We start from the raw sequence: 22,951 nt of genomic DNA, 5'->3' as shown, positions 1-22,951 counted from the left end.
ACTACCCGACCTGCCCGAGCCGCTGCGCAAGCGCCCTCAGTCGCGGCCCCACGACGCTCCTGAACACGTCCTCCCCCATCGACGACGCCGGCCCGCTGCTGCTCAGGATCAGCCAGCGCCCGTCGCGCGGCTCGCGAAACGGCACCGCCGCCGCGTTCACGTCGCCGTGCCAGTCGCGGAACGAATAGCAGCAGCCGCCCGACGCGTACTCGTCGACCGAACGCAGCGTCGCATCGACGAGCGCGTCGGCCGCCTCGCCGCCGCCCGCCACATCGCGCAATTCGGCGATGAGCGCGCGCCGCGCGTCCTCGGGCTGCACCGCGAGATACGCACGCCCCATCGAGCTGGTCAGCATCGACAGCCGCGAGCCCGGCGCGAGCCCGAGCGTCAGCGCGGTCTCGCTGCGAATCGTCTCCAGATAGATCATGTCGAGCCCGTCGCGGCAGCCGAGCGACACCGCCGCGCCGATCTCGCGCGCGAGCGCCTGCATGTGCGGCCGAGCGAGCTCGAGCGTCGTCGTGCCGGCGAGCAGCGCATAGCCGAGCGACAGCACGCCCGCGTCGAGCGCGTACTTGCCGAGCATCTCGTCGTAGCGCAGGTAGCCGAGCGTCGTCAGCGTATACGCGAGCCGGTTCACCGTCGCCTTCGGCAGCCCGGTGCGCTCGACGAAGTCGCGATTGCCGAGCATCGTTTCGCCGGAACGGAATGCGCGCAGCAGCTCGAGCCCGCGCGCGAGCGCGACGACGAACTTGCGCTCGTCGATATTTTGTTCATCAGTGGTCGTCATCGTCGTCTAGTGCTACACTTGGATCAATCTGCAAAACATTGTTCCGCACAGCGGAACATCAGTCAAGTCAATTCGAGTGAATCAAGTGAGGAGATGACACGATGAGCGCTGCAACTTTTCATTGGGACGATCCGCTGCTGCTCGACCAGCAGCTCACCGAAGAAGAACGCATGGTGCGCGACGCCGCGCGCGCGTACTCGCAGGACAAGCTTGCGCCGCGCGTGATCGAGGCGTTCCGCCACGAGCGCACCGACGCGGCGATCTTCCGCGAGATGGGCGAGCTCGGCCTGCTCGGCCCGACGATTCCGGACCAGTACGGCGGCCCTGGCCTGAACTACGTGAGTTACGGCCTGATCGCGCGCGAAGTCGAGCGGATCGATTCGGGTTACCGGTCGATGATGTCGGTGCAGTCGTCGCTCGTGATGGTGCCGATCTTCGAATTCGGCTCGGACGCGCAGAAGGAAAAATACCTGCCGAAGCTCGCGACCGGCGAATGGATCGGCTGCTTCGGGCTGACCGAGCCGAACCACGGCTCCGATCCGGGCAGCATGGTCACGCGCGCGAAGAAGGTGCCGGGCGGCTTCTCGCTGTCGGGAGCGAAGATGTGGATCACGAACTCGCCGATCGCCGATGTGTTCGTCGTGTGGGCGAAGCTCGACGAGGACGGCCGCGACACGATCCGCGGCTTCATTCTCGAGAAGGGCTGGAAGGGGCTGTCCGCGCCGGCGATCCACGGCAAGGTGGGCCTGCGCTCGTCGATCACCGGCGAGATCGTGCTCGACGAGGTGTTCGTGCCGGAAGAGAACATCATGCCGAACGTGTCCGGCCTGCGCGGCCCGTTCACGTGCCTGAACTCGGCGCGTTACGGGATCGCATGGGGCGCGCTCGGCGCGGCCGAATCGTGCTGGCACACCGCGCGCCAGTACGTGCTCGACCGCAAGCAGTTCGGCCGGCCGCTCGCCGCGAACCAGCTGATCCAGAAGAAGCTCGCCGACATGCAGACCGAAATCACGCTCGGCCTGCAGGGCGTGCTGCGCCTCGGCCGGATGAAGGACGAAGGCACGGCGGCCGTCGAGATCACGTCGATCATGAAGCGCAACTCGTGCGGCAAGGCGCTCGACATCGCGCGGCTCGCGCGCGACATGCTCGGCGGCAACGGCATCTCGGACGAGTTCGGCGTTGCGCGCCATCTGGTGAACCTCGAGGTCGTGAACACGTACGAGGGCACGCACGACATCCACGCGCTGATCCTCGGCCGCGCGCAGACCGGCATCCAGGCATTCTTCTGATCGAACGGGGCGCCGGCCGGCGTCCCGCGTCCGATCGAAACAAAACGGGCCGCCCGGTGTTCGCCGGGCGGCCCGCTTTCATTGATGCGCGGTTGATGCGCGCGGCGACGCCGCCGTGCTTACTTGTTCGGCTGCGGCGTGAGGCGCAGATACGGGCGCACCGCGTTGAAGCCCTTCGGGAAGCGCTTCTTCAGCTCGTCCGGATCCTGCAGCGACGGCACGATCACGACGTCGTCGCCGTCCTTCCAGTTGCCGGGCGTCGCGACCTTGTAGTTGTCGGTGAGCTGCAGCGAATCGATCACGCGCAGCACTTCGTCGAAGTTGCGGCCGGTGCTCGCCGGATACGTGATCGTGAGCCGCACCTTCTTGTTCGGATCGATCACGAACAGCGAGCGCACGGTCAGCGTCTCGTTCGCGTTCGGGTGAATCATGTCGTACAGCTGCGAGACCTGGCGGTCGGCATCGGCGATGATCGGAAAGCCGACGCTCGTCGCCTGCGTGTCGTTGATGTCGTTGATCCAGCCCTTGTGCGACTCGACGCTGTCGACCGACAGCGCGATCACCTTCACGTTGCGCTTCTCGAATTCGCCCTTCAGCTTCGACGTCAGCCCGAGTTCGGTCGTGCAGACCGGTGTGTAGTCGGCCGGATGGGAGAACAGCACGCCCCAGCCGTCGCCGAGCCACTCGTGAAACCTGATACGGCCGAGGCTCGAATCCTGCTCGAAATCCGGGGCGATGTCGCCGAGACGCAGACTCATGGTGTTCCCTCCTGGAACGATGCGGGGTGAAGCGGCCGCGCGGCGCGCGGACGAGACCGGTAGCTTACGGGAACAGGAAAGACAAGCGAACGAATATTCCGTTCGATATTCATTTATTTTTGTCATTTTTGACGTCGGGCAGCCCGTGCCGGAAACTTTCCCGCGCGGCATCGGCTCTGCATTACATTACGGTCGTGTGCCATGCGGTCATGCGCGACGCGCGTTTCCCGGCTCGCCAGCGCGAGGGCGTTTCGCTACGATGTGAACGTGTAGCATGACGAGCATGAGGGGAGTCGCAATGTCGGAAATCAACAAGGAGAAGCTGATGTCGGATATCAAAACCGTTCTCGCGGACGCCGAAGACCTGCTCAAGCAAGCGGCGAGCAGCACCGGCGACCGCGCCGCCGAACTGCGCGAAAAGGCGTTGTCGCGTCTGAAGCAGGCGAAGGACAAGGCGGCCGACGTTCAGGTCGTCGTGGTCGAGAAAGGCAAGAAGGCCGCGCGTGCGACCGACGACTACGTGCACGAGCATCCGTGGACGTCGATCGGCATCGCCGCGGGCATCGGCGTGGTCGTCGGCCTGCTGATCAACCGCAAGTAACGCAACGCCTGCGCCCATCCCGCGTCGCGAGCCGCCACCCGCGGCTCGCCGACGCCGAAGCTGACTGGCGATACCGCGCCGGTCGGCTCTGCCCTAGCCGCCTTCACGCGCACGCATACCACTCATGACGACAGACAACACATCGCCGGAGTCGAACCACGGGCCGTTGCGCCGCTTCGTCGGTTCCGCGCTCGGGCTGCTGCACACGCGCCTCGAGCTCGTCGGCATCGAGCTCGCCGAGGAGAAGGAGCGCCTGATGGGCGTGCTGTTCCTCGGGCTCGCCGCGATGATGCTCGCGACGATGGCGCTCATCAGCCTGACCGTGCTGATCGCGATCGCGTTCTGGGACACCTATCGCTGGCAGTCGCTCGCCGCGGTCACCGCGCTCTACGCGGTCGCCGGCCTCCTGTGCGCGCTGAAGGCGCGCGCGAGCCTGCGCACCGCGCCGACCGTGTTCGAAGCCACGCTCGCCGAGATCGAGAAGGATCGCGAGCTGTTCCGCGGTAAATCGTGAACGCGCACGCGTTCGTCCTGTTCATCCTGTTCATCCATTTCGCCGACGCGCCATGAGCAAGAACGTCACCGGCAGCACGACCCGCTTCGCCACGTCGCATCCGCATCTGAACGCCGCGCAGAATCGCGCGATCCGCAAGGAGCTGCTGATCATGCGCTCGGAAATCGAGCGCATGGAGCTGGCCGAAGCGGGCTCGGAGATGCGGCAGACCGTCACGCACTTCCGCTGGCTCAAGGTATTCGTGCCCGGCCTCGGCGGCGGCGGGCTCGGCAAGTCCGCGAAGGGCATCAATGCGACGCTGAACCAACTCGTCACGCAGTATCCGATGCTCAGCTCGGTCGCGTCGCTCGTGCTCGCGAAGCCGGTGCGCTCGCTGCTGAAGTCAGGCACCGGCCCCGCGTTGAAATGGGGCGCGCTGGGCTTCGCCGCGTGGGAAGTCTACCGGACCGTGAAGCAGAATCGCGAGGAACGCAAAGCGCGAGCCGCGAGCGGAGATTGATGCGCGAAAGCGGTGAGCGTCGTGCACGCGGTAAACACCGCGCTTCGTCATGCGCGGTGCTGCGTCAACGCACGCCCCAGCATGCCGGGGTCCATTCGCTCGCGTTGTTCCCGCGCGCGTTTCCTTTCGTTCCGTCCGCGCTCAGCGTGAACACGCCGCATCGATCGTCGCGCATCGGGCCGGTGTCGAGCGGCGTCGCTTCGAGCAGGTAGGCATTGCCGTCGTCGTCCGGGCGCGAGAGCGCGATGCGATAGACGGCGCGCCCATCCGCCGGCGCACGGGCAAGCGCATCCGGCAATGCGACCGGCGGCTTGCCGTCGAGTGTCTCGAGATACTGCGCGGCACGGTAAAGCGCGGCGACGACCGCAGCCCGATGTCCGTGCGCGACGTGTTGCCGATACGACGGAATCGCGAAGCCCGCGAGCACCGCGACGATCGCTAACGCGACCATCAGCTCCAGCAATGTGAATCCCGAATCGCGCATGCTCGCCTTTCATTCGCTTCAATCTGTTGCTTCAACCTGTCGTTTCAACCCGCTGCTTCAACTCGCTGCTTCAACCCGCCGCGGCGACGCGCCGCCAGCGTCGCGCGACGATGCGCCCCTCGCGCATCAGGATCTGCATCTGCAGCCACACGGTCGTCGACGCATGCGATCCGACACCGCGCGCGGTCACGAGATAAGCCCGATCGCCTGCGGTGCGCCGTAGATCCCATGCTTCGATCAGGCAGCGCGGCGGTTGCGCAGCCATCGGCCATGCGGCGAACGGCTCGATCGCATCGGGCATCGCGAGCGCGGACGCACGACGCCAGGCACCGGGCTCGGTACGCGACGTCGGGCCGAGATAGCGCGCGGTTCCGTGCTGCAATCGCGTCACACACACGGCAAGCGCCGCATCGGCCGCATGAAATGCGATCAGTCGATCGGAAAGCGCGCGCGTGCGGCGCGCCTCCGTCAACGCAGCCTCGAACCACGCACCGGTCAGCGCGGCAATCGCAGCACCGACCGCCACAACGGCCGGCAGCACCATGCCTGTCGCGCGACCGACATGCGAGCGTCGAACGCCACGCACGCGCGATCCCGTGTGCAGCATCATGATCGAACGCCCCGTTCGTGCTTGCGCTCGGGCAGTTCGTCGTCGGGTACGTTTCGCAATGCGACGACACGGTGCATCACGACCCGTGCCCGGCCGTCGCGTGCGATCGCATCGTTACCGTCGCAGTCGACGTAGCGTGCCGCGTCATGCGTGGACGCTCCACGTACCTGCACGCATAAATGAACCGCAGTGACCGACGCCCAATCGTCGACGCGCATCGCATCGCCGTCGACGAACCGCGTTGCGCCGCGTCGCCAGTAACGAAAACGCAGCCGCTCGACGCCCGCGACCAGCGGCTGCGGCACGCGCGGCCGGCCGCTGCCGTCGCAATAGAGCTCGGGCTCGCCGGTAGACGGACTCACATGCGCGTCGAAGCGATTCGACACGAGCGGACGATCTGCCGACGCGCCGACGCCCTGCCCGAGACAATCCGATGCGCTGCCGTTCGCGGTCGGCCACGTCGACACGGTATCGGCGACGTATCGCACCAGCAGCGCATCGGACGCGCTCCGAACCGGATCGCACGACGGCCGCCCATCGGTGCCACGCAGCGCGGCCGACGCGCAGCCGAACAGTGCCGGCGAACGCAGGTCCGTCGCGGCATCGAGCGGACGAAAACCCGCCATCTGGATCTGCTGCCCGATCAACGTCAGCGCGGTACTGGCGGCGTCCCGCATCCGGAACAGATCGTCGGCGCGCCGCTGCGCGACGCGTTGCGCGTGATACAGCATGCCGACGGCCGCGAGCACGAGCAGACCGACGGACATCGCGATCAGCAGCTCGAGCAACGTATGCGCGCGCGTGTTCGAACTACCGATCATCGACATGTGCCTCCATGAACGGCATCCGCACGCACGTCGCGAGGTCCGCCGATAAACTAAACGAAACGGACCCGTCGCATCGCGCACGCGCGCCCGCATCGCGATCGCGCCAGCCGACGATCACAACCGTCGATCCGGCATGCGCTGCATCGACCGCCAGCGTACCGCCCGGCAATCCTGCGGCCACGAGCGCCGCCAGCCCCGGATCCGCGGCCGGCGAAACGCGCGCGCCTTCGACGCGCGCATCCGCGAACCAGAGCGCGCGCTCGCGCCAGATCGCCGTTCGCTGCGCGCGCATCATCGCGAGCTGACTGCCGGCGACGCCGAGCATCACCATCGCGAGCAACGCGACCGCGACCATCACTTCGATCAGCGACGTGCCCGCGATCACGCGACGCCCTTGCATCACGCGGCTTGGCAACGGCCGGCCGCGACGCGCGCGCGTCCGCCCGCCGAAATCCGGATGCAGCGCGCGGCACGCGCGTGATCTTCCGCGAACGACGGATTGCGCGGATAGAGTTCGAATCGGCGCATGCCGCCGGTCACCTGCCCTGCCGGCGGCGCAAACGCAAGCTCGTGCAACGCGCCGGCGACGACGACTTCGCGATCGCGCGGATAACGCCGCAGCACGCGCTCGCGTTCGATGAAATGCGCCCGCACGGCCCAATCGCCCGACCAGTCGGCCGTGCCACCGCCGTGCTCGGCGCGCAGGCATTCGCCGCCCGTCCCCACTCGACACAGCGCGACCCGCACGCCGAGACGCGCGGCCTCCGCCCGCGCAAACGCGAGCGCGCCGAGCAGCATGCGAGAACGCGCATCGACACGCTCGCGCATGCGCCACTGCTCGAAAGCCGGTGCCGCGGCCACCCCGAGCCCGGCGAGCAGCGCGAGCACGATCATCAGCTCGACGAGCGTGAAGCCGCGCACCTCGCGCCCGGCGATTGCGGTAATTGCGGCCATTTCAACCATTTCGACACCCGACATCGTCGCTCTCCGCATACACGATGCGACGACTCTAGCTGCGCGCGCCGCGCTGCGCCATCCGCCGAACGGCCAGGTGGCGCGACGCACTCACGCCCGCCACAATCGACGCGACATGAACGAACCGGAGAAAATGCGATGAACGGATGGCGCAGCGCTTCAGCGCTTACGAGAGGGCTTCGCGGGAGACGCGCGACGGAACTCTTCGATCACGTCGGCAAATTCGGAGACGTCCTCGAACCGGCGGTACACCGATGCGAAACGGACATAGGCGATCGTATCGAGGCCGCGCAGCTCGTTCATCACGAGCTCGCCGAGCTTCTCGCTACGCACTTCGCGCTCGCCGGTGGCGAGCAATTGATATTCGATACGGGCGACCGCCGCGTCGATCGCGTCCGCCGCAACCGGCCGCTTGCGCAGCGCGAGTTGCATGCTGGCGACGATCTTGCGACGGTCGAATTCCGTGCGGCTGCCGTCCTTCTTCACGACGGCCGGCAACGCCAGCTCGACCCGCTCGTACGTCGTGAAACGCTTGTCGCAGGCCGAGCAGCGGCGGCGCCGGCGAATCGCGGCGCCGTCCTCGGACACGCGCGAATCCACCACTTGCGTGTCGTCGTGCCGGCAGAACGGGCAGCGCATCGACGGTCAGTTATAGACCGGGAAACGCTTGGTCAGCTCGGCGACCTGCGCGCGCACGCGCTCGATCGTCGCCTGGTCTTCCGGGCTCTCGAGCACGTCGGCGATCAGGTTGCCGACCTGCTCGGCTTCCGCCGCGCCGAAACCGCGCGTCGTCATCGCCGGCGAGCCGAGACGCACACCGCTCGTCACGAACGGCTTCTCCGGATCGTTCGGAATCGCGTTCTTGTTGACCGTGATGTGCGCCGCGCCGAGCGCCGCTTCCGCCGCCTTGCCGGTGATGTGCTTCGCGCGCAGGTCGACCAGCATCACGTGGCTTTCGGTGCGGCCCGACACGATGCGCAGCCCGCGCTTCACGAGCGTCTCGGCCAGCACGCGCGCGTTCTCGACCACCTTCTGCTGATACGCCTTGAATTCCGGCGACAGCGCTTCCTTGAACGCGACCGCCTTCGCGGCGATCACGTGCATCAGCGGGCCGCCCTGGATGCCCGGGAAGATCGCCGAGTTGATCTGCTTCTCGTACTCGGCCTTCATCAGGATCACGCCGCCGCGCGGGCCGCGCAGGCTCTTGTGCGTGGTCGTCGTGACGAAATCGGCGTGCGGCACCGGGTTCGGATAGACGCCCGCGGCGATCAGGCCCGCGTAGTGCGCCATGTCGACCATCAGGTACGCGCCGACCGACTTCGCGATCTTCGCGAGACGCTCGAAGTCGATCTTCAGCGCGAACGCCGACGCGCCCGCGACGATCAGCTTCGGCTTGTGCTGCTGCGCGAGCTGCTCGGCCGCGTCGTAATCGATGTCTTCGGCTTCGTTCAGGCCGTAGCTGACGACGTTGAACCACTTGCCCGACATGTTGACCGGCGAGCCGTGCGTCAGGTGACCGCCGTGCGCGAGGCTCATGCCCATGATCGTGTCGCCCGGCTTCAGCATCGCGAAGAACACGCCCTGGTTCGCCTGCGAGCCCGAGTTCGGCTGCACGTTCGCGGCTTCGGCGCCGAACAGCTGCTTCACGCGCTCGATCGCGAGCTGCTCGACGACGTCGACGTATTCGCAGCCGCCGTAGTAGCGCTTGCCCGGATAACCTTCCGCGTACTTGTTCGTGAGCTGCGAGCCCTGCGCGGCCATCACGGCCGGGCTCGTGTAGTTTTCCGACGCGATCAGCTCGATGTGATCTTCCTGGCGGCCGTTTTCCTGCTGGATCGCTTGCCAGATTTCGGGATCGACGTTCGCAATGGTGCTTTGGGCTCTGTCAAACATACGGGTTCCGTTAAGTGTGTACAGGTTGACCGAGGGCGGCCGTGTACATTGCGCTGCTGGCAGACCAGCTCGACATGGCGGAAGAGTCCGTATGACGCGAGGCAGGACAGCCACCAGCAATGCACGCGACGGCGCACGACGGCTGCCCAGGCGAACGGCAAAAACGGCGCCCTGCGCTTCACGGTGGGACACTCCACCTTGAACCCCAAGGGTTCTATCGCCAGTCACGCAGGGGTGATGAGCGCGTTAGTTTATTGGATGCGTCATGAATAGGCAACCGCGGGCAACCGCGCCGGCGGCGCCCCAAATAATTGGGGGCACATATTCCGGACGGCCGCCGGACACGGTTCGCCCGCCGTCTTGCCGCAGTGCGTCAATCTCAGTACGCTAACGGGTTTTCCATTCGTCCCACTTTCGACCAGGAGCAGCAATGATCGTGTTCGTCACAGGCGCGTCCGCCGGCTTCGGCGCCGCCATCGCCCGTATTTTCGTCAAGGGCGGCCACCGCGTCGTCGCGACCGCGCGCCGCAAGGATCGCCTCGACGCGCTCGCGGCCGAGCTCGGCGACGCGCTCCTGCCGCTCGAGCTCGACGTGCGCGACCGCGCCGCCGTCGAGGCCGTTCCGGCCATGCTGCCGGCCGAGTTCGCCGCGCTCGACGTGCTCGTCAACAACGCCGGCCTCGCGCTCGGCGTCGAGCCCGCGCACCGCGCGAGCCTCGACGAATGGCGGACGATGATCGACACGAACTGCACGGGCCTCGTGACCGTCACCCACGCGCTGCTGCCCGGCATGGTCGAACGCGGCCGCGGCCACATCTTCAACATCGGCTCGGCCGCCGGCACCTACCCGTATCCGGGCGGCAACGTCTACGGCGCGACGAAAGCATTCGTCAGACAATTCAGCCTCAACCTGCGCGCCGACCTGCTCGGCACGCCGCTGCGCGTCACCGACATCGAGCCGGGCCTCTGCGGCGGCACCGAATTCTCGAACGTCCGCTACCGCGGCGACGACGCGAAGGCGGCTACCGTTTACTCGAACGTCCAGCCACTGACGCCCGAGGACATCGCCGATACGATCTACTGGGTCGCGACGCGCCCGGCGCACGTGAACGTCAACGCGATCGAGGTGATGCCGATCGCGCAGGCGGCGATCGGCACGACGGTCCATCGGGGCTGACGACGGCCACACCCCCGCCGCCGCCCTGTCAGGGCCGCGTCGGGGCCTGGCCCGCAGCCTCCCGCGCCGACAACATTCGGTTACGAATCGGGCTGGCCGCTTCCGGTAGAATGCGCGCCATGAATCTGCCTACCCGTCCGCCCGAAGCGGCCTCCGACTTCGCCTGGCCGGTTCGCGTGTATTACGAGGACACCGACGCCGGCGGCATCGTGTTTTATGCGAACTACCTGAAATTCTTCGAGCGAGCGCGCACGGAGTGGCTGCGTGCCTGCGGCATCGACCAGCAGCGCATCGCCGACGAAACCGGCGCGATCTTCATCGTCCGCAGCACCGCGCTCGACTATCGCGCGCCCGCGAAGCTCGACGACACGCTGACGATCACGAGTCGCCCCGGCCGCATCGGCCGCGCGTCGATCGAATTCGCACAGGAAGCATGGCGCGGCGAGACGCTGCTCGTCACCGGGCACATCCGCATCGGCTGCGTCGACCGTGCGACGATCCGGCCGGCGGCGATCCCGCCCGACGTGCTCGACGCGATCGAGCGCGGCCCCGGCGCCCCGGAGCCCCGGTACGCACGGACGACTGTCAACGGGGTCCGCATGAACGCCCGTTAGATGCAGCCAATGAACTCGCTCGCTTCAATCGATACTAAGCATGGTTCGGCGTCGGGCGCCGCTGCGGCAGCCCGGCCCGCCGGCCGGCGCACCGTGCGAGACGCACGCCGGGCGCCCCCGATGGGACGTTAATCAAAACTTTATGAACACTTCTCAAGACCTGTCGATCATTACCCTCGTCCTCCACGCGAGCGTGCTCGCCCAGGCGGTGATGGCGCTGCTCCTCGCGCTGTCGCTGATGTCGTGGACGTTCATCTTCCGCAAGTGGTTCGCGATCCGTCGCGCGCGCGCGCAGACCGAACGCTTCGAGCGGGATTTCTGGTCGGGCGGCGACCTGCAGGCCCTGTACCAGAGCGCGGCGAACAACCGCCATACGATCGGCGCGCTCGAGCGGATCTTCGAATCGGGGATGCGCGAATTCCTGAAGGCGAAGGAAAAGCGCATCAGCGATCCGGGCCTCGTGCTCGACGGCGCGCGCCGCGCGATGCGCGCGTCGTTCCAGCGCGAGATGGACGTGCTCGAGGCCAACCTCGCGTTCCTCGCGTCGGTCGGCTCGGTCAGCCCGTACATCGGCCTGTTCGGCACCGTCTGGGGGATCATGAACTCGTTCCGCGGCCTCGCGAACGTGCAGCAGGCGACACTCGCGAACGTCGCGCCGGGCATCGCCGAGGCGCTCGTCGCGACCGCGATCGGCCTGTTTGCCGCGATTCCGGCCGTCGTCGCGTACAACCGCTACGCGCACGACATCGATCGCCTCGCGATCCGCTTCGAGACCTTCATCGAGGAGTTCTCGAACATCCTGCAGCGTCAAGCCCAGTAAGGAGCGCGCAATGGCCGGCACTCCCATCCGATCCAGCATGCGCGGCGGCCGCTCGCGCCGCGCGATGGCCGACATCAACGTCGTCCCGTACATCGACGTGATGCTCGTGCTGCTCGTGATCTTCATGGTCACGGCGCCGCTCGTCGCCCCGTCGATCATCAACCTGCCGACGGTCGGCAACGCGGCGCCGCAGGAGCAGACGCCGCCCGTCGTCGTCAACATCAAGGCCGACGGCTCGATGAGCGTCAAATACAAGAGCGACGCGGGCGTGACCCAGGAAGAGTCGATGTCGAAGGCCGATTTCGACAGCTTCATCGCGGGCCGCCAGGCCGATCACCCCGATCAGCCCGTCGTGATCGCGGCCGACAAGACTGTGCAGTACGATGCTGTGATGACGGTGATGTCCGATCTGAAGGCGCGCGGCGTCAAGCGCGTTGGTCTCCTCGTCAAATCGCAATGAAACAGCAAGCCCCGCGCAACGCCTATCCGCTGCAGCCGCCTCGCGAACGCGGCACCGGGCGCGCGTTCGCGCTCGCGGCGCTGATGCACGTGCTGCTGCTGCTGTTCCTGTATCACGGTATTCAGTGGCAGAACAGCACGCCGGCCGGCGCCGAAGCCGAGCTGTGGACGGCGACGCCCGAAGCGCCGGCGCCGCAGCCGGTCGTCACGCCGCCCACGCCGCGCATCAAGGTCGCGCCGACACCGCCCGTCAGGAACGAGGAAGCGGACATCGCGCTGCAGCAGAAGAAGCGCCAGCAGGAAGCCGCCGCGCGCGAAGCGCTGCTCGACGCGCAGCGCGCGCAGCAACTGAAGGCCGAGCAGGAAGCGCAGGCCCGGCGCGCGCAGCTCGCGGCCCAGCAGGCCGCGATGCTCGCCGAGCAGAAGGCGGCTCAAAAGCAGGCCGAGAAGCAGGTTGAAAAGCAGGCCGAGAAGCTCCGGCAGCAGCAGCTCGCCGCGCAGCAGAAACTGGAACAGCAGAAGCTCGAGCAGCAGCAAAAGCTCGCCCAGCAGAAGCAGGCCCAGCTCGAAGCGCAGCAGGCCGCCACGAAGGCCAAGGCGGAAGCCGCGGCAAAGGCGAAGGCCGAAGCGGTCGCCTCGGCGAAGGCGGAGGCAGCCGCCGCGGCCAGGGCCAAGGCGGCGGCCGCGGCGAAGGCGAATGCGAAGCTCGACCAGGAGCGGCGCACGCGTCTCGCGCAGATGCAGGGCCTGGCCGGCGGCGGCGGCGATAGCAGCGGCGAAGGTCTCGCGAAGAGCGGCACCGGCTCCGGTTCCGGCGGCAACGCCGCATCCCCGGGCTATCCGGACAAGGTCCGGCGCCGCGTGAAGCCGTTCATCACCTTTGCCGGCGATCGCGCCGGCCTCGTGACGGTCGTCGCGGTCCGCTGCACGCCGTCGGGTGACGTGCTGAGCGCGTCGGTCACCCGCTCGAGCGGAAATTCAGGGTGGGATCAATCCGTGGTCGAAGCGATCCGCGCGGCGGTCCCACTGCCCCCCGATGTTGACGGTCGTACCCCGCCGAACATTACGATTACCTTCAAGGGCTCGTAGCGAGCGCAAATGCGCGTACACTCCGGGCGTCACGGTGCGACGGGAACGAATCGGGTTTTTTGGAGTCTTTGCGGTTGCGCCGCGTTACACATGGGAATCAAGAAGCATGAGTTTGATGACGAAGCTAGGTTTCAGGGCACTCGTGGCCTCGTGTCTGATCACGGCGGGTAGCGCCGCGAACGCGCAAGTCAACGTGCTGATCACCGGCGTCGGTTCGACCCAGTTCCCCATCGCCACAGCCAACTTCGTGAACGAGTCGAACCTGCCGCAGCAGGTCACGTCGATCGTTCGCGCCGACCTCGCCCGCAGCGGCAAGTTCACCAACATCGACGCCGGCAGCACGCCGGTGTCGGAAACGGCGTCGGTCGATCTCGGCGCATGGAAGGCCAAGGGCGCGAACGCGTTCGTCGCGGGCAGCGTCAATCGCGAGTCGAACGGCCAGTACAAGGTCAACTTCATGCTGTACGACACCGTCAAGCAGCAGAGCCTCGGCGGGCTGTCGCTGACCGCGACCGACGGCACGCTGCGCATGGCCGGCCACAAGATCGCCGATTACATCTATCAGAAGCTGCTCGGCACGCGCGGCGCGTTCGCGACGCGCCTGTCGTACGTGATCCGCACCGGCAACCGTTATCAGCTCCAGATCTCCGATTCGGACGGCCAGAACCCGCACATCGCGTTGTCCAGCACCGAACCGATCATCTCGCCCGCGTGGTCGCCGAACGGCACGAAGGTCGCGTACGTGTCGTTCGAGCGCAAGAAGCCGATCGTCTATATCCACGACCTGCCGACCGGCCGCCGCTACATGGTGTCCGACCAGAAGGGCAACAACAGCGCGCCGGCGTGGTCGCCGGACGGCGCGACGCTCGCGGTCGCATTGTCGCTGACGGGCAACACGCAGATCTACTCGGTCAACGCGAACGGCGGCGACCTGCGGCGCCTGACGCGCAGCAGTTCGATCGACACCGAGCCGTTCTACTCGCCCGACGGCCGCTGGATCTACTTCACGAGCGACCGTGGCGGCGCGCCGCAGATCTACAAGATGCCCGCGCAAGGCGAAAGCGCCGGCGCCGCGCAGCGCGTGACCTTCACCGGCAGCTACAACACGAGCCCGCGCGTGAGCCCGGACGGCAGGCTGCTCGCCTACATCTCCCGCACCGGCGGGGGCTTCAAGCTGTACGTTCAGGATTTGCAGACCGGCGCGGCGAACGCGATCACGAATACGAGTCACGACGAATCGCCGAGCTTCGCCGCCAACGGCCAATACGTTCTGTATGCAACCCAGGCGAACGGACGCAGCGTACTCGCGGCCGTTCCGTCGGACGGCAGTGCGCCGCCTCAGATTCTGTCCGTCCAGGGCGGCTCGGTTCGTGAGCCGTCGTGGGGGCCCTTCATGCAATGACGAAAAGGAGAGTAAACATGGTGTCGAAAAAAGTCCGTCTGGCACTGATCGCGATGATGGTCGGTGGCCTGGCCGCCTGTAGCTCGGGCGTGAAGCTCGACAAGAATGCGCAAGGCGCGAACGGCGCGCAGCCGAACCCCGAGAACGTCGCTCAGGTGAACGTCGACGATCTGAACAACCCGAACAGCCCGCTCGCGAAGCGCAGCATCTACTTCGACTTCGACAGCTATTCGGTGAAGGACGACTACCAGCCGCTGCTGCAGCAGCACTCGCAGTACCTGAAGAGCCATCCGCAACGTCACGTGCTGATCCAGGGCAACACCGACGAGCGCGGCACGAGCGAGTACAACCTTGCGCTCGGCCAGAAGCGTGCGGAAGCGGTGCGCCGCGCGATGTCGCTGCTCGGCGTGCCCGATTCGCAGATGGAAGCCGTGAGCCTCGGCAAGGAAAAGCCGGTCGCGACGGGTCACGACGAAGCCTCGTGGGCGCAGAACCGCCGTGCGGATCTCGTCTACCAACAGTAAGCAGTCAGTCACGGATGAACGCTGTATGACGCATCGTGTTACCTGGCTGCGCGTAGCCGCAGCCGTCTGCGTGGCTGGCGCGGCGCTGTCCGCCGCGCCGGCGCACGCCGGCATGTTCGACGACAACGAGGCGCGTCGCGCCGTGCTCGATCTGCGCAGCAAGTCCGACAATCTGTCGAGCCAGCTCGCGGCTGCCCAGCGCACGATCCTCGATCAGTCCGCCCGCCTCGACCAGCTCAACCAGCAGGTCGCGACGCTGACCGGCCAGAATGAGGATCTGACGAACCGTCTCACGACGCTCGAACGCCAGCAGAAGGAGTACTACACCGATCTCGACACGCGGCTCAAGAAGTTCGAGCCGCAGCAAGAGACGGTGGACGGCGTGCAGGGCACCGTGCAGCCGGGTGAGACGGATGCGTTCAGCGCAGCGCAGCAGCAGTTCCGCAACGGCAACTTCAAGGCGGCGGCGGCGGCGTTTCGCAGCTTCATCGCGAAGTATCCGCAGAGCCCGTATCAGCCGAGCGCGCAGTACTGGCTCGGCAACGCGCAGTACGCGTTGCGCGATTACAAGGGCTCGACGGCGACGTGGCAGAACATCGTGAGGAGCTTCCCGCAGCATCCGCGTGCGGCCGACGCGCTCGTCGCGATTGGCACGAACCAGCTCGAGCAAGGCCAGAAGGCGGCGGCGAAGAAGACCTTCGAACAGGTCGTTTCGCAGTTCGCCGGTTCGAACGCCGCGCAAACCGCTCAGGGCAAGCTGGAATCGATCAAGTGAGGTTTTTGACGGCGGATTGTTGACAGGTTGATGGTTCCCCGCTATAGTTTCGCCTCTTTGAGTCGTTAGCTCAGTTTTCTGAGGACGTGGGGTGGTAACTCAGTTGGTTAGAGTATCTGACTTTTAATCAGAGAGTCGAGGGTTCGAGTCCCTCCCACCCTACCATCTACTCTCGGATACAAAAAACCTCCCATGTGGAGGTTTTTTTGTATCGAATGCGATCCGGCCGCCATGTCCGTTCGGGCACGGCAGCCGCCCACACGCAAACACGCAACACACCCGAAGCTAGCGCCGGGCCTTCGACTGGTTCAAGGTCACCGCGGCGCGAATGAGCGCCTTCAGCGCGTCCTCGTTGATCCGCTCGCCCTCGCGAAAATCGATCGCGCGCCTCGTGTTCCCGTCGAGACTCGAGTTGAAGAGGCCCGAAGGATCCGCCAGCGTCGCCCCTTTCGCGAAGGTCATCTTCACGACGCTCTTGTAAGTCTCGCCGGTGCAGATCAATCCGTCATGCGACCACACCGGCACCCCGCGCCACTTCCACTCCTCGACGACGTCCGGATCGGCTTCCCTGACCAGGGCCCGGAGCCGGCCGAGCATCTCGCCCCGCCAATCGTCCAGTTCCTCGATTCTCTCGTCGATCAGTTGGGAAGGGGATTTGCTTTCCTGCTGATTGCTGTCCTGCGGCTCGCTCTTCTTCATAGCGGTTTCTCCTCGAGCCCGAACGGCCCGAACGCTCGGCCCACGACGCGAAGCGCCGTTTCGAATGGCGCCCCGTCCAGCTTCACTCCACCCGCGCCAGCACGCTCTCCAGAGCGGCAAAGAACTTTTGCCACCCGTATTGAGCGCCCTGGTACGCCTGCTGCTGATCCGGCCGGAAGCCGACCTGCTCCATACGCAGGTGAGTACCCGTGCTCGTCGGCGTGAGCGTCCACGTGACGACACTCTCGAGACCGTACGCCGCCCATGTGTAAGACAGCGTCTTGTGCGGCTCGACGGCCAGCACCTGACAGTCGACCGCGCCTCACTCCGCACTCAGATTGAAGCGGTGGTTCACGACCGGCTGAAAGTCGTTCTTCATCAGCCATTCCTCGATCAGGTGCGGCTGCGTGAGCGCGCGCCAGATCTTTTCCGGCGGAAATGGCACCTCCCGCTCGACGACGACGGAACGCGTTTCGGTCGAAGTATTGCTCATAGATCCATCCTCTTCAGTAGATCTTCGAGATGATCGAACCGGCTTTGCCAGAAGCTCGTCATCTGGCTCGTCCAGTCGATCAGCGGAGCCAGCGCGTCGAGCTGCGCGCGGTAATGCGTCTGACGGCCTTCGTGGCGGTCGCGCACGAGCCCGGCCTGCTTCAACACGCCGAGATGCTTCGAGACGGCCGGCTGCGAGACGCCGGCCCGGGCCGTCAACGCCCCCACCGTCTGCTCGCCTTCGCGGCACAAACGCTCGAAGATGGCCCGCCGGGTCGGATCGGCGAGCGTTCTGAACAGCATGTCGTGAGCGTTCTGCATGTGGAATCAATAACCCGCTGGCTATTGATTAACCATAACCGCTCAGCTATGGATGAGTCAAGCGGAGATGCCGGGCCGCATCGCACCGGCCCGGTCCGTGCGGACGCGACCCTATTTCGCGAACAGCTGGCCGATGTCCCTGAACGCCTTGAATTCGAGCGCGTTGCCGCACGGATCGAACAGGAACATCGTCGCCTGTTCGCCGACCTGCCCCTCGAAGCGGATATACGGTTCGATCACGAACTTCGTGCCGAACGACTTCAGCCGCTCGGCCAGCGCTTCCCACTGCGCCCACTCCAGCACGACGCCGAAGTGCGGAACCGGCACGTCGTGTCCATCGACGGCGTTCGAGTGCGCGCTGTCCTGCGACGCGGTTTTCGGGTGCTCGTGAATCACGAGCTGATGCCCGTAGAAATTGAAGTCCACCCACTGCGCGCTGGAGCGCCCCTCTTCCAGGCCGAACACGTCGCGATAAAAACGGCGCGCGGCCGGAAGGTCGTAGACAGGAATGGCCAGGTGGAACGGCGAAAGACTCATCTTGGGCTCCGGGATGATGGGCTTCGGGTATGTTGGCACACCGATCGGAAAGCACGGGAAAAAATGCGCTAATGTACGGTTCCTGCAGCGCTCACTCCCTGGAGACGACATGAAAAAAATCATCGTGAATGCCGGCCCGTACCGTTTCGTCGGCCGCCTCGAAGAAGACAAGGCCCCGCTCACCTGCAAGCGCTTCCTCGAACTGTTGCCGTTCCGGAACAAGGTGATCCACTCGCGCTGGAGCGGCGAGGCGGTGTGGATTCCGCTCGGCGACTTCGATACGGGCCTCGGCTTCGAGAACCACACGAGCCACGCGTCGCGCGGCGACATCCTGCTGTATCCGGGCGGCTTCAGCGAGACCGAGTTCCTGTTCGTGTACGGCAGCTCGATCTTCGCGAGCAAGATGGGGCAGCTCGCCGGCAATCACTTCTTCACGCTGCTCGAAGGGCACGAGCATCTCGCGGCGTTCGGCAAGCTCGTGCTGTGGGAAGGTGCGCAAGACATCGAGTTTCTGCTCGCGGACGAGTGACGGCGAGCACGGGCGCGAGCGCAGGCGCGGCAGCGCGCAGGCGCAGCCGCAGCCGCCCCGCTCGCCCCGACTGATCAGGACCCGATCAACATCTCGCGACGCCCGTCCGGGTGCTCGATCTTCTCGGCATGCGTGCGCACGCGCCGGTCCACGTGATAGTTGTAGACCGAGCGCGCGGCCTCGATCCTCGAGAAATCGAGCTCCACCGCGGCCCGGCATTCGTCGCGCCCGGCTTCGACCAGCATGCGGCCGAACGGATCGACCGCCGCGCTGCCCCCCGCGAACACGATGCCTTCCGGGCCATCGCCGACGCGGTTCACCATCACCGCGAACACCTGGTTTTCCTGCGCGCGCGCCATGATCGCGGTGCGATGCCCGTAGCCGAACGGGTCCATGTTGCCGTTCGTCACGAGGAACAGCTGCGCGCCGAGATCGGCGAGCGCGCGCGCGCCCTCCGGGAACTCGATGTCGTAGCAGATCAGGATGCCGACCCGCACGCCGCGCCACTCGACCGTCGCGTAACGGTCGCCCGGCAGCACGACGCCCGGCTCGGACACCCACAGGTGCGTCTTCCGGTAGCTGAGCGCGACGCCGTCCGGCGTGACGAGCACAGTCGTGTTGTAATGCCGGTCGCCGTCGCGCTCGATCAGCCCGATCACCACCGCGACGTTGCGCTCGCGCGCGGCCGCCGTGATCGCGCGCACGCTCGGCCCGTCGAGCGGCTCCGCGCACGCGGCGAGCTGGCCGACGTCGAGGAAGCCCGTCAGGTACGACTCGGGAAAAATCACGATGTCGGTGTCCGGCGCGCACGTGGCGATCGCCTTTTGCGCGCGGTTCAGGTTGTACGCGGTATCGCCATCGCGACCGGCCAGTTGTACGATTTCGATCTTCATGGGTGGACCTTTGAATGGGCGGAACCCCGGCACCATGCGCGGTGCGCACGCCGGGAATGACGCCCAGTATGAAGCCCGCCCGCGATTTCAATAATCCCGACGAACGGTTAACCCATTAGGGGTAGAGGCTTGAACCTGACCTTACAAGACGTCGCCTGGCACCGCACGGTCGGCCGACTCGTCGAGGCACTCGACCAGCCGGGCTTCTGGCTCGCACTGATCCGCGTGCTCGACGATTACGTGAGCGTCGACAGCTGGGTCGTGCTGCTGTTCAGCGATGGCCGGCCGCTCGTGTTCGCCGAATGCCCGTACGAGGGCGGCGGCCCGGACCCGCTGTTCAACGACTATCTGCGCGGGCTCTACCTGCTCGACCCGTTCTACATCGCGAACCGCGACACCCCGAAGAGCGGCCTGTTCGCCCTCGCCGACGTCGCGCCCGAGTGCTTCGAGCAGACCGACTACTACCGGCGCTACTTCACGCACAACGTCGTCGCCGACGAAATCCAGTACAACGTGCGGCTCGACGACACGCGCACGCTATGCATCTCGCTCGGCAGCAAGAAGCGCTTCGCACCCGAGCAGATCGCACTGCTCGATCTGGTCCGGCCCTGGGTCGCGGGCCTGATGCGGCAGCGGATGGCGTTCGAACGCGTGCCGGCCGAGCCCGAACCGGCGCCCGCGCAGACGGGCGGCCTCGAGAAGGCGATGGCGCGGCTCGGCACGCCGCTGACCGTGCGCGAGCTCGACGTGATCCGGCTGATCCTGAGCGGGCGCTCGAACAAGGAAGTCGCGGGCAAGCTCGCGATCTCGGCCGAGACCGTGAAGGTCCATCGCCGGAACATTTACGGAAAACTGAACATCAAGTCGCAGTCGGAGCTGTTCTCGCTGTTCCTGAACGCGCAGCTCGAGTCGTAATCGTGCGTGAAGATCGGCGGGTGGGCGACGGGTGGATAGCGGACGGGCGCGCCATATTTTTCCGTTATCATGAACCGCATTTCCACCGGCAGCGGCGCCGACCCGAGCCGCACGGCATGTGCTTCGTTTTCCTGATTCGCCTGAAAGTCCGTCCATGCGCATTCTCCAACCCGATCCGCTCGGCCAGGCCAACTATCTGATCGGCGTCCGCCCGCGAACGCTCGGCGCGGCCATGCAGGCGGTCGGCACGACCGCGTTCGTCGCCGCCCTCGCCGAATTCATTCACGAAAACATCGTCGTCGAATCCGTGCATCTCGAGCGCTGGCGCGCCGACCCGCAAAGCGCGACCGGCTTCGTGATCGAATGGCTCGGGAGCTGGAGCGAGCAGGATCCGGACGTCTGCAAGCTGATGGACATCTTCTATCAGGACTACTGCCACAGCGATCCGCTATTCCTGACCGCGCGCGGCACGTCCGGCACGCTGCTGCTGCAGCGGCACGTCGCGGGCCTCGCGGCCGGCGACTTCCGGAGGCTATTCTTCGACGAGCCGCGGATCTCGCAGGAATGCATGCTCGTGCACGGCAACGCGCAGGTGCAATTCGCGATCGGGCTCGCGCGCTCGGTCGAGCAGCCCGCGTACAGCACCGACGAGCTGTTCCATCTGCGCCAGATGGCCGACCTGCTGTTCCCGCTGTTCGAGATGCACACGCGCCTGTGCGCGGCGCGGCGCATCGCGGTGGAATCGTCGCATGCGCCGTCGCTCGGCGGCTTCGACGCGCGGCTCGCGCGTCAGGACGTGCGGCTGTCGCGCCGCGAGTACGAAATCTGCAAGCTGATGCTGAGCGGCCGCTCGGTGCCCGAAGCGGCCAGCCATCTCGACATCAAGTTCTCGACCGCCGAGTCCTACGTCAAACGTGCGTTCGTGAAGCTCGGCGTGCATACGCGCCGCGAGCTGTTCGACTGGGCGCTCGTCAGCGGCTGATCAGTAGTGGCTATGCCCCCACAGCGTCGGCGGCTCATCGAGCAGATGACGCAGCCCGCTGCGCTCGATCATCCGCTCCGCGACCTCGGTCACGCGCTCGAGAATCTCGCCCTCGTCGACCGACAGCACGCGCCGGTCCTCCATCAGAATCCGGCCGCCGACCATCGTCAGGCACACGTCGGCCGCGTTCGCGAAGCACGTGACGCGATACACCGGCATGTTCATCGGCATCATGTGCGGCTTGTACAGATCGACGAGAATCAGGTCCGCGAGCTTGCCCGCTTCGAGCGAGCCGATCTCGTGATCGAGCGACAGCGCCTTCGCCGCGTCGATCGTCACCATCTCGAGCACCTTGCCGTGCGGCAGCACGTCCGGATCGCGGAAATGCCGGCGGTGATAGTGCATGCACTGCCACATGTGGCGGAACATGTCGTAGCCGCGGTCGGGCGCCGCGCCGTCCGACGCGATCGCGACCGTCACGCCCGCGTCGATCAGCTCCGGCACCGGGCAGCGCCCGATGATCGACATGATCGCGCTCGGGTTGTGCACGATCGACGCACCGGTCTCGACGCACGCGGCGATGTCGTCGGGCGTGAGGTCGATCGAATGCGACATGAACGACGTCTCGTTCAGGAGTCCGAGCTCGCGATGTGCGAACGCGAGCGAGCCCGCACGGTGCCCGTCCTGCGTGAACGCGAGCCCGCGCGCGCGCGCAAGCGCCATGTAGCGCGCCGCCTGCTCGCGGAATACGGGCTCGTAGGCGGCGAGCTCCGGATCGTGATCCGGCAGGTACACGGGCAGCGTCAGCGCGATCCTGATCCGGCCGTTCGCATCGCCGTGGCACGCATCGACGATGCGCTCGCATACTTCGTACATCGTATCGAAATCGACGTCGCGCGTGTCGCTGCCTTCCGGCGTGTATCGCGTGTACGCACGCGGCGCCGGCGGCCGCGACGGGCCGACCGCGACGATCGAGCGCGTGCCCGTCCGCACGACCGCGTCGCAATGGCGCCGCGCGTAGACCGGATCGTCGACGCGCATGATCGAGTTGCCGCCGCCCAGCAGCGACACCCCGGTCGTGACGCCCGCCTTCAGCCGCTCAAGCGCCGCGAGATGCGACTCCACTTCCCAGAACGTCTCGTCCGACGCGCGCGTGTAGATCGTCTCGGCCGCGGCCGACCATGCATCGCCGTCCGCGCCGCCGATCGTGCGCAGCATCGCGTGGCCCGCGTGCGCGTGCGCATCGATGAAGCCGGGCAGCACCGCCTTGCGGCGCGCGTCGATCGTGCGCGCCGCACGATAGCGCGCGCTCAGCTCCGCGGTGCCGCCGACCGCGACGATCCGCTCGCCCTTCACCGCGACCGCGCCGTCTTCGATCACGCGCCGCTCGGCGTCGAGCGTGATCACGCAGCCGTGCGCGATCAGCACGTCGATCGCTTCCCGTTGGTCCTGAGAGTTCATGTCGTGGATGCCTGTCGTGATGGTC

General features: G+C 66.4%; 29 protein-coding genes, 1 tRNA gene, 1 pseudogene and 1 riboswitch. Of the genes and pseudogenes, 16 read left to right on the top strand and 15 right to left on the bottom strand.

Going from position 1 to position 22,951, the window contains the following annotated elements:
• Position 1: 1 nt before the first annotated feature.
• Positions 2 to 787, bottom strand: a complete 786-nt coding sequence (locus tag HZI36_RS07395) for an IclR family transcriptional regulator (protein WP_179401974.1) — start codon at positions 785 to 787, stop codon at positions 2 to 4.
• A 101-nt stretch (positions 788 to 888) separates the two neighbouring features.
• On the opposite strand from HZI36_RS07395, the gene HZI36_RS07390 reads away from it, so the two are divergent.
• Positions 889 to 2,076 carry an acyl-CoA dehydrogenase gene (locus HZI36_RS07390; RefSeq protein ID WP_179401973.1) on the top strand — a complete coding sequence of 396 codons (1,188 nt, stop codon included), beginning with the start codon at positions 889 to 891 and terminating at the stop codon, positions 2,074 to 2,076.
• A gap of 119 nt (positions 2,077 to 2,195) precedes the next feature.
• On the opposite strand, the gene HZI36_RS07385 is transcribed toward HZI36_RS07390, so the two are convergent.
• Positions 2,196 to 2,834, bottom strand: a complete 639-nt coding sequence (locus HZI36_RS07385) for a peroxiredoxin (RefSeq protein ID WP_179401972.1) — start codon at positions 2,832 to 2,834, stop codon at positions 2,196 to 2,198.
• A 298-nt stretch (positions 2,835 to 3,132) separates the two neighbouring features.
• On the opposite strand from HZI36_RS07385, the gene HZI36_RS07380 reads away from it, so the two are divergent.
• From HZI36_RS07380 to HZI36_RS07370, 3 genes are all read left to right on the top strand, one after another.
• Positions 3,133 to 3,435, top strand: a complete 303-nt coding sequence (locus HZI36_RS07380) for an ElaB/YgaM/YqjD family protein (RefSeq protein WP_179401971.1) — start codon at positions 3,133 to 3,135, stop codon at positions 3,433 to 3,435.
• A 124-nt stretch (positions 3,436 to 3,559) separates the two neighbouring features.
• Entirely contained in the window at positions 3,560 to 3,949 is a 390-nt protein-coding gene (locus HZI36_RS07375; protein WP_179401970.1) for a phage holin family protein, read from the top strand.
• Between the two features lie 52 nt (positions 3,950 to 4,001).
• Positions 4,002 to 4,448, top strand: a complete 447-nt coding sequence (locus HZI36_RS07370) for a DUF3318 domain-containing protein (RefSeq protein ID WP_179401969.1) — start codon at positions 4,002 to 4,004, stop codon at positions 4,446 to 4,448.
• A 64-nt stretch (positions 4,449 to 4,512) separates the two neighbouring features.
• Here the strand turns inward: HZI36_RS07370 and HZI36_RS07365 are convergent, their stop codons facing one another.
• From HZI36_RS07365 to glyA, 7 genes are all read right to left on the bottom strand, one after another.
• Entirely contained in the window at positions 4,513 to 4,932 is a 420-nt protein-coding gene (locus HZI36_RS07365) for a type IV pilin protein (protein ID WP_179401968.1), read from the bottom strand.
• 70 nt (positions 4,933 to 5,002) lie between these two features.
• The gene (locus HZI36_RS07360) at positions 5,003 to 5,476 is read right to left on the bottom strand and encodes a hypothetical protein (RefSeq protein ID WP_218883720.1); all 474 of its coding nucleotides are present in this window, start codon (positions 5,474 to 5,476) and stop codon (positions 5,003 to 5,005) included.
• A 62-nt stretch (positions 5,477 to 5,538) separates the two neighbouring features.
• Positions 5,539 to 6,369 carry a PilW family protein gene (locus tag HZI36_RS07355; protein ID WP_281376249.1) on the bottom strand — a complete coding sequence of 277 codons (831 nt, stop codon included), beginning with the start codon at positions 6,367 to 6,369 and terminating at the stop codon, positions 5,539 to 5,541.
• Positions 6,353 to 6,769, bottom strand: coding sequence for a type IV pilus modification PilV family protein (locus tag HZI36_RS07350; RefSeq protein ID WP_218883712.1), 417 nt, complete (start codon positions 6,767 to 6,769; stop codon positions 6,353 to 6,355). Before HZI36_RS07350 ends, HZI36_RS07355 begins: the two co-directional genes overlap by 17 nt.
• Positions 6,769 to 7,323, bottom strand: a complete 555-nt coding sequence (locus tag HZI36_RS07345; RefSeq protein ID WP_246326992.1) for a pilus assembly FimT family protein — start codon at positions 7,321 to 7,323, stop codon at positions 6,769 to 6,771. The genes HZI36_RS07350 and HZI36_RS07345 overlap by 1 nt, the downstream gene beginning before the upstream one ends.
• A 180-nt stretch (positions 7,324 to 7,503) precedes the next feature.
• Entirely contained in the window at positions 7,504 to 7,983 is a 480-nt protein-coding gene (nrdR, locus tag HZI36_RS07340) for a transcriptional regulator NrdR (RefSeq protein WP_179401966.1), read from the bottom strand.
• Positions 7,984 to 7,989: 6 nt separating this feature from the next.
• Complete coding sequence (gene glyA, locus HZI36_RS07335) at positions 7,990 to 9,237, bottom strand: serine hydroxymethyltransferase (RefSeq protein WP_179401965.1); 1,248 nt, start codon at positions 9,235 to 9,237, stop codon at positions 7,990 to 7,992.
• A gap of 137 nt (positions 9,238 to 9,374) precedes the next feature.
• Positions 9,375 to 9,475, bottom strand: a riboswitch (ZMP/ZTP riboswitch).
• A 192-nt stretch (positions 9,476 to 9,667) separates the two neighbouring features.
• Between glyA and HZI36_RS07330 the strand changes: the two genes are divergently transcribed.
• The 9 genes from HZI36_RS07330 to HZI36_RS07290 all read left to right on the top strand — a co-directional run bounded on the left by HZI36_RS07330 (position 9,668) and on the right by HZI36_RS07290 (position 16,262).
• Entirely contained in the window at positions 9,668 to 10,414 is a 747-nt protein-coding gene (locus HZI36_RS07330; protein ID WP_179401964.1) for an SDR family NAD(P)-dependent oxidoreductase, read from the top strand.
• A 110-nt stretch (positions 10,415 to 10,524) separates the two neighbouring features.
• Positions 10,525 to 11,028 carry a tol-pal system-associated acyl-CoA thioesterase gene (gene ybgC / locus HZI36_RS07325; protein WP_179401963.1) on the top strand — a complete coding sequence of 168 codons (504 nt, stop codon included), beginning with the start codon at positions 10,525 to 10,527 and terminating at the stop codon, positions 11,026 to 11,028.
• Between the two features lie 142 nt (positions 11,029 to 11,170).
• Entirely contained in the window at positions 11,171 to 11,848 is a 678-nt protein-coding gene (gene tolQ / locus HZI36_RS07320) for a protein TolQ (RefSeq protein ID WP_179401962.1), read from the top strand.
• A 10-nt stretch (positions 11,849 to 11,858) separates the two neighbouring features.
• Positions 11,859 to 12,308, top strand: coding sequence for a protein TolR (gene tolR / locus HZI36_RS07315; protein WP_179401961.1), 450 nt, complete (start codon positions 11,859 to 11,861; stop codon positions 12,306 to 12,308).
• Complete coding sequence (tolA, locus tag HZI36_RS07310; RefSeq protein ID WP_179401960.1) at positions 12,305 to 13,396, top strand: cell envelope integrity protein TolA; 1,092 nt, start codon at positions 12,305 to 12,307, stop codon at positions 13,394 to 13,396. The genes tolR and tolA overlap by 4 nt, the downstream gene beginning before the upstream one ends.
• A gap of 106 nt (positions 13,397 to 13,502) precedes the next feature.
• On the top strand, positions 13,503 to 14,798 hold the full coding sequence (tolB, locus tag HZI36_RS07305) for a Tol-Pal system beta propeller repeat protein TolB (RefSeq protein ID WP_179401959.1): 1,296 nt from the start codon (positions 13,503 to 13,505) through the stop codon (positions 14,796 to 14,798).
• A 17-nt stretch (positions 14,799 to 14,815) separates the two neighbouring features.
• Positions 14,816 to 15,322, top strand: a complete 507-nt coding sequence (pal, locus tag HZI36_RS07300) for a peptidoglycan-associated lipoprotein Pal (protein ID WP_179401958.1) — start codon at positions 14,816 to 14,818, stop codon at positions 15,320 to 15,322.
• A gap of 25 nt (positions 15,323 to 15,347) precedes the next feature.
• Positions 15,348 to 16,097 (top strand): tol-pal system protein YbgF, encoded by a 750-nt coding sequence (gene ybgF / locus HZI36_RS07295; protein WP_179401957.1) that lies wholly within the window; start codon positions 15,348 to 15,350, stop codon positions 16,095 to 16,097.
• A gap of 88 nt (positions 16,098 to 16,185) precedes the next feature.
• A tRNA-Lys gene (locus HZI36_RS07290) sits at positions 16,186 to 16,262 on the top strand.
• Positions 16,263 to 16,382: 120 nt separating this feature from the next.
• On the opposite strand, the gene HZI36_RS07285 is transcribed toward HZI36_RS07290, so the two are convergent.
• From HZI36_RS07285 to HZI36_RS07270, 4 genes and pseudogenes are all read right to left on the bottom strand, one after another.
• Positions 16,383 to 16,796, bottom strand: a complete 414-nt coding sequence (locus HZI36_RS07285; RefSeq protein ID WP_179401956.1) for a DUF1801 domain-containing protein — start codon at positions 16,794 to 16,796, stop codon at positions 16,383 to 16,385.
• 82 nt (positions 16,797 to 16,878) lie between these two features.
• Positions 16,879 to 17,289: pseudogene (locus tag HZI36_RS07280) on the bottom strand (SRPBCC family protein).
• Complete coding sequence (locus tag HZI36_RS07275; protein ID WP_179401955.1) at positions 17,286 to 17,609, bottom strand: ArsR/SmtB family transcription factor; 324 nt, start codon at positions 17,607 to 17,609, stop codon at positions 17,286 to 17,288. The pseudogene HZI36_RS07280 and the gene HZI36_RS07275 overlap by 4 nt, the downstream one beginning before the upstream one ends.
• Before the next feature lie 111 nt (positions 17,610 to 17,720).
• Entirely contained in the window at positions 17,721 to 18,146 is a 426-nt protein-coding gene (locus HZI36_RS07270; RefSeq protein WP_179401954.1) for a VOC family protein, read from the bottom strand.
• A 109-nt stretch (positions 18,147 to 18,255) separates the two neighbouring features.
• On the opposite strand from HZI36_RS07270, the gene HZI36_RS07265 reads away from it, so the two are divergent.
• Positions 18,256 to 18,675, top strand: coding sequence for a DUF3830 family protein (locus tag HZI36_RS07265; protein WP_179401953.1), 420 nt, complete (start codon positions 18,256 to 18,258; stop codon positions 18,673 to 18,675).
• Between the two features lie 74 nt (positions 18,676 to 18,749).
• Here the strand turns inward: HZI36_RS07265 and HZI36_RS07260 are convergent, their stop codons facing one another.
• A complete protein-coding gene (locus HZI36_RS07260) occupies positions 18,750 to 19,568 on the bottom strand; it encodes a carbon-nitrogen hydrolase family protein (protein ID WP_179401952.1) in 819 nt (272 codons plus the stop codon).
• A 129-nt stretch (positions 19,569 to 19,697) separates the two neighbouring features.
• Here HZI36_RS07260 and HZI36_RS07255 point away from each other — a divergent pair, with 129 nt between their 5' ends.
• Together HZI36_RS07255 and HZI36_RS07250 are read left to right on the top strand one after the other, a co-directional pair.
• Positions 19,698 to 20,483, top strand: coding sequence for a helix-turn-helix transcriptional regulator (locus tag HZI36_RS07255; RefSeq protein ID WP_179401951.1), 786 nt, complete (start codon positions 19,698 to 19,700; stop codon positions 20,481 to 20,483).
• Positions 20,484 to 20,637: 154 nt separating this feature from the next.
• Entirely contained in the window at positions 20,638 to 21,465 is an 828-nt protein-coding gene (locus tag HZI36_RS07250) for a helix-turn-helix transcriptional regulator (protein ID WP_179401950.1), read from the top strand.
• Here HZI36_RS07250 and HZI36_RS07245 read toward each other — a convergent pair whose 3' ends face one another.
• Positions 21,466 to 22,926 (bottom strand): amidohydrolase family protein, encoded by a 1,461-nt coding sequence (locus HZI36_RS07245; protein WP_179401949.1) that lies wholly within the window; start codon positions 22,924 to 22,926, stop codon positions 21,466 to 21,468.
• Positions 22,927 to 22,951: the final 25 nt, after the last annotated feature.

The sequence above is a fragment of the Burkholderia guangdongensis genome, from assembly GCF_013403875.1.
Taxonomy (GTDB): domain Bacteria; phylum Pseudomonadota; class Gammaproteobacteria; order Burkholderiales; family Burkholderiaceae; genus Burkholderia; species Burkholderia guangdongensis.
The sequence above is the reverse complement of the archived record's forward strand: the minus strand, read 5'-3'. Positions and strand labels throughout refer to the sequence as shown.